Consider the following 5,087-nt stretch of genomic DNA (forward strand, 5'->3'; position numbering starts at 1 on the left):
CGCTATACAGTGTTGGTTACGCGAAAGTAACGGCCGCAGCTTGTGGGCCTTTGTTGCCCTGCTCTACGGTAAAGCTTACTTTTTGGCCTTCAGCTAGCGTTTTGAAGCCCTCTGACACAATAGCGTTGAAATGAACAAACACATCTGCGCCACCATTGTCTGGAGTGATAAAACCAAAGCCTTTTGACTCGTTAAACCATTTTACTGAACCAGTTGTTTTATTTGACATATATATCTCTCGATACATTGATAAGTTAAAAATGAAAGCTACTAAATCTGGAATGAAGAAAAAGGTATCGCAGGATAGATATGACGAACTGAATCGAAAGGAAACTGAGAAGATCTTGAACTAAATATATCATTAATAGCTCGCTGTTTGAGCTGCAGTCACTATACACTGTGTGGGGATAATAGATAGTTATTTCGGTTTTTATTTTTTCTGGCATTCAAAACCGCAAGTTACCCATCCCCTCAAGAAAAGCAGATAGGGATACCATCTCTGTACCTGATCCAGAGTTGGAGCTCAGTGCGAATCGCTCTGGAACACGTCGAGGTCTAACCTTGTACCCACTCTGATAACAAGAAGCGCGAGGCGTCATAACGCTTAAAGGGCAATGACGACAACTAAGACTTTCAGCACGATACCGTACCAACTAGGTTAAAATCGCAGATAAAAAAAGCCGCACGTAAAGTGCGGCGAAACAAGGACAAGTGCTTTAGAGATAAAATGGAACAAATTGTCTTTGAGGAAGCAGGGCGCTTATTGAAGATACGCGTTCAACATCCACATCAGTTTTTCCTGTTCGCGAATGTAATCGCCCATCAGAGCTGCTGTACCTTCATCATCAGCGTTTCCTGCCTGTTCCAGGATCTCACGCTCTTTGCCCAGCAATACGCTGAAGCCATTCACTAAACCTTCCACACATTCAGTACCGCTAGTGGCGTTTTTATGTTCGGTAATCGCACTGTTTTCCAAATAACGGCTGAAGCTGTGATCGGGTGTAAATCCCAGAGTCAGGATACGTTCTGCCAGTTCATCGATCTTGGTTTGCAGATCGGTGTAGATTTCTTCAAATTTAACGTGCAATTCGAAGAACTGCTGACCTTTGATGTTCCAATGGTAACCGCGGGTATTCATGTACAGAACTTGGTAGAGAGCAAGAAGTTGGTTCAGTTCAGCTGCCAGCTCTTGTGCTTTATTACTATCAAGACCGATAAGATTTGTTTGGCTAGACATAAAACTCTCCTTAAGTAACCTATTTAAAAATTCGTTCGAGATGGTGATCTCTTTGATGGGGTTATTCTACGAAAGCAGACAAAATAGATAAAACCGTTTAAACCTATCGCTTTAATAGCTAAAAACTATGTCATAGAACAAAATATTTCGCAGAACACGCAGCTTTATGCGTAGGAATCTGTGTAAAATAGAGATATCTCAATGACTTGCCTAACGGCGACGGACACTCCGGACAATAATAACTATGGATTACATCGCCCTTTCAAGGATTAGCCTGAAGCACCTCACGGTGTTTCATGTATTGCTCAACACCCACAGTGTGACCGCAACCGCTCAGCAGTTGTGCGCCAGTCCATCCGGTATTAGCAAAGTGTTGTCACAGCTACGTTCATTGTTGAAAGATGAGTTATTCTATCGCGATGGTACGCGCTTGGTTCCTACGCCCTTTGCGCTCAGTATGGGACCGACTGTGCACGGTATTCTCTCCAGCATGAACGGCGTGCTGCATCATGGCGAGTTTGACCCTCAACAGTACAGCGGAGATTTTGCGATTGGCATGCGAGGCAGCAGTGTCGAATTGTTTGCCCCGTTGTTGAGCCACATTGCCGAGCAACTGAACGGCGCATGCCGGCTCAACTTATATGCGAAAGAGCAGCTCGGTTTTGAGGCCTTGTTACGCGGTCAGGCGGATTTTATTATTCTGCCGCATGACATCAGTCAGCCGCCGACGCATATTAAAGACTTGGTGTGGAAGGTGATTCTGGATGATGAAATGGTTTGCCTGATGAACGCCGCACACCCGTTGGCAGACACCGCTCTCACCATCGATAGCTACCTCAGCTATCAACACGTTGGGGTCCACGATCGCGAGCTGTCGCGACCATTCTTTGAGCAGCAATTGGCGCAACATCACCGGGCTCGCGACATCGCACTCTCCGTAGCAGATTTCGGCGCAGCGGCGATTATGTGTCAGCACATGCCCTATCTATTCACCTGTTCGAAACGCTGGGCCAATGTTGCCTGTCAGACACGCAGTCTGATCCAGAAGAACCTGCCGTTTGACTATGGTCATGTCGCCTATAGTTTGGTGTGGAATAAGCAGAGCCTCAACGACCCAGCCCAAAACTGGCTGCACCAACAATTGCAAAATACGCACTTACTACCCTGAGCACGCGATTTTGTGATGCTCGAAACAGAAAAAGCCCCGATAAACGGGGCTTTTTCCGGTTAATCCGAACTGGATTTAAAGCGTTTTGTAGATAACTTTGTTACCTGCAAGCTGCTCTTTTGCTACCAGGTTTTCTTCCAGTAGTTTTTTCAGTGCGCCTGTCGCCCAAGAAGCCGCTTTGGATTCTTCTTGGCCTGCAGCAAGACCAATCCCTTTTGGATTGATGCCTTCTGCGTTCGCAGCAACGATGTCCAGAACCTGTTGTTGCTTAGGAGTCAGAGCAACCTCTACGGATTTTGGCGCGGCTACTGCTTTTTCTACTGCTGGTTTCGCAGCGACTTTTTTCTCAGCTACAGGTTTCGCCTTCTTTGGTGCTTCTAGATTAGCAACCGCCGCTTTAATGCGCTTTTGCAGTTTCATCTGCACCTTACGCTTATGAGCAAGTCTCATGTGAGTATTTCTCCATTTCACTGCATCAGGCGCAGTGGTGAAAATTCGAAGCGCGTTTTATACCAAAATTCCGAAGTGATTTGTAGGGTAACTCCGCGTTTATGGGCTAAAAATGCGCGTACTCACAACGTATGACTACAATTTAAACAGTAGCTATAATGAACTTTCTAAAAAGTACTGAGTATATACACAGAGGTAAGTTCTCCAACTGCGGAGCCGGTATGCAGACGATTCATTTAACCAACCAGCCACTGCGACTTAACTCACCCGTGACCAAACTGGTGGCACTGGTAGCGATGTTCGGTGCCGCGTATTTAATCAGCTATGCACCGGGCTGGCCACAGGCGGTCTTATCTGTTCTGGCCGTACTGGCACTGCTGGGGTTTGGCTATCTGTTGGTCAAAAAAAGCACGGTGTCTTACACGCTGACCCCGACCCACTTTCAGCAACACCTGTTTAAAGGTGGCTGGGTAGTGAAATGGACGAACATCAGTAAGATAGGCATCGTTCATTATGACAATCAAGGTTGGCAACAACCGCTACCATGGGTTGGCATCAAACTAAAAGATTATACCCCTTACCTGAACGCCGTTTGTCCGCGTATTGCGACTGAGGTACTGCTTGGTCAGCGCGCACTGTTATACCTGGGGGCTCGTCAAAGAAACCAGGAAACTCAGTTTGAGGACATGGTACTGGATTCAAACCCATACCACGATCAGAGTGGCCAGGAATTTTCTGGCTTGTTGGCTATGCTGGCCAACCGCATGCGTTATCAGAGAAAATATTATGACTACGATGTGTTCATCGCCGCTTCGGATTTGGACCGAAGCGCAGAAGAGTTTGTCGGCCTGACCCGGCGTTATCTCGCGGCCGCCGAGCCAGAACCGTTGCAGCAGAGCAATTAGCCCGCTCGATATCCAGGTTCAGTAAAGCGGCATCTCGTCGGCAACAAACGGATTGGTTTTGCGCTCATGACCGAAAGTCGACTCCGGACCGTGACCGGGTACAAATCGCACGTCATTACCCAATGGCCACAATTTAGATTTGATGGAGTGGATCAGCGTATTGAAGTCCCCTCTTGGAAAATCCGTGCGGCCAATGCTGCCGTTAAACAGTACGTCACCGACAAACGCCAACTTAGCTTCTTTGCTAAACAGAACCACGTGTCCCGGAGTGTGGCCTGGTGTATGGAACACGTCCAGCACCTGATGACCGAACTGCAACTGATCGCCATCATTCAGCCACTGGTTCGGCTCAAATGCATCAGTATGCGGAAAACCAAACATCTGGCTCTGACCTTCCAGCCCTTGTAGCCAAAAGTTGTCGTCTTTATGCGGGCCGACAATCTCGACACCACCCAGAGCGGCCGCAAGAGGCTCAGTGCCACCGACGTGATCAAGATGGCCGTGTGTCAACACCAGACGTACCACGTCGATACCCAACTCTTTGATCAGCGCAGCCAACTGTTTCACGTCACCACCGGGATCAATCACGATGCCTTTCATCGTCTCATCACACCAAACGATGGAACAGTTCTGAGAAAAAGAGGTGACTGGAACAACCTGATATTTAAGAGTCATTGTTAAACCTTATTCGCAAAATCGAAACTGGTCGAACTATGACACCGCCAATCGTATTTTACAACCAATCAACCACGCCAACTGCGCACGGGGCCAGTATCAATATGGACGAATTCACTTCTCGGATAATAACCGACACCACCCATCTTAAGATCCATGGCCGCATCGCGAATACGTTTCAGGCTCACACCATCCAGACGAAAATCGATCGCCTGACCGCTCATATGATAACTTTTCCGTGCCACACCATTGGATCGCGACCGCAGCATTTTATTGGTTGCAGGAGAACGGTAACCAGAGATGATCATGACCTCTGCGTCGCTACCGAGTAAAGACTGAATTTTAGAAATATGGTCAAACAAACGCTTATCCATCGGATGGATCTCGTTGCGACGAAAATCACGGCAAATGTGATTCAGTTTCGCCAGCTCCGGCTTCACGTATGAGAGGCCATCAAAATAGCATGCTTCCAGCATCTCTCCGGTATGGAGGTTGTTCATCGCCAGAGAACGAGATTTAGCGACAGGAGAAGCGTTTGCCACACTCGGAGCACATGCGGCCACAACGAGGCCCGCTCCGGTCATTTGTAAGAATTTTCGACGAGAAATGTGCACTACAACTTTACCTTTGTATTAGATACGAACACCTTGCC

General features: G+C 47.6%; 7 protein-coding genes. 2 read left to right on the forward strand and 5 right to left on the reverse strand.

Annotation, left to right across the window (positions count from 1 at the left end; genetic code table 11):
- Positions 1-16 precede the first annotated feature (16 nt).
- Both cspE and CAG65_RS03345 read right to left on the reverse strand, forming a co-directional pair.
- Positions 17-229, reverse strand: coding sequence for a transcription antiterminator/RNA stability regulator CspE (cspE, locus tag CAG65_RS03340; RefSeq protein ID WP_021703589.1), 213 nt, complete (start codon positions 227-229; stop codon positions 17-19).
- A 531-nt stretch (positions 230-760) separates the two neighbouring features.
- Complete coding sequence (locus CAG65_RS03345) at positions 761-1,237, reverse strand: Dps family protein (protein WP_021703590.1); 477 nt, start codon at positions 1,235-1,237, stop codon at positions 761-763.
- A gap of 244 nt (positions 1,238-1,481) precedes the next feature.
- Between CAG65_RS03345 and CAG65_RS03350 the strand changes: the two genes are divergently transcribed.
- Positions 1,482-2,405 (forward strand): LysR family transcriptional regulator, encoded by a 924-nt coding sequence (locus CAG65_RS03350; RefSeq protein ID WP_021703591.1) that lies wholly within the window; start codon positions 1,482-1,484, stop codon positions 2,403-2,405.
- Between the two features lie 75 nt (positions 2,406-2,480).
- On the opposite strand, the gene CAG65_RS03355 is transcribed toward CAG65_RS03350, so the two are convergent.
- Positions 2,481-2,855 carry a MarR family transcriptional regulator gene (locus tag CAG65_RS03355; RefSeq protein WP_021703592.1) on the reverse strand — a complete coding sequence of 125 codons (375 nt, stop codon included), beginning with the start codon at positions 2,853-2,855 and terminating at the stop codon, positions 2,481-2,483.
- A gap of 221 nt (positions 2,856-3,076) precedes the next feature.
- On the opposite strand from CAG65_RS03355, the gene CAG65_RS03360 reads away from it, so the two are divergent.
- Positions 3,077-3,760, forward strand: a complete 684-nt coding sequence (locus CAG65_RS03360; protein WP_021703593.1) for a DUF2982 domain-containing protein — start codon at positions 3,077-3,079, stop codon at positions 3,758-3,760.
- An 18-nt stretch (positions 3,761-3,778) separates the two neighbouring features.
- Here CAG65_RS03360 and CAG65_RS03365 read toward each other — a convergent pair whose 3' ends face one another.
- Both CAG65_RS03365 and CAG65_RS03370 read right to left on the reverse strand, forming a co-directional pair.
- Complete coding sequence (locus CAG65_RS03365) at positions 3,779-4,435, reverse strand: MBL fold metallo-hydrolase (protein ID WP_161452170.1); 657 nt, start codon at positions 4,433-4,435, stop codon at positions 3,779-3,781.
- Between the two features lie 68 nt (positions 4,436-4,503).
- The gene (locus tag CAG65_RS03370) at positions 4,504-5,049 is read right to left on the reverse strand and encodes a YcbK family protein (protein ID WP_021703595.1); all 546 of its coding nucleotides are present in this window, start codon (positions 5,047-5,049) and stop codon (positions 4,504-4,506) included.
- Positions 5,050-5,087: the final 38 nt, after the last annotated feature.

This window comes from Vibrio sp. V39_P1S14PM300 (assembly GCF_009904765.1).
Taxonomy (GTDB): Bacteria; Pseudomonadota; Gammaproteobacteria; order Enterobacterales; family Vibrionaceae; genus Vibrio; species Vibrio proteolyticus.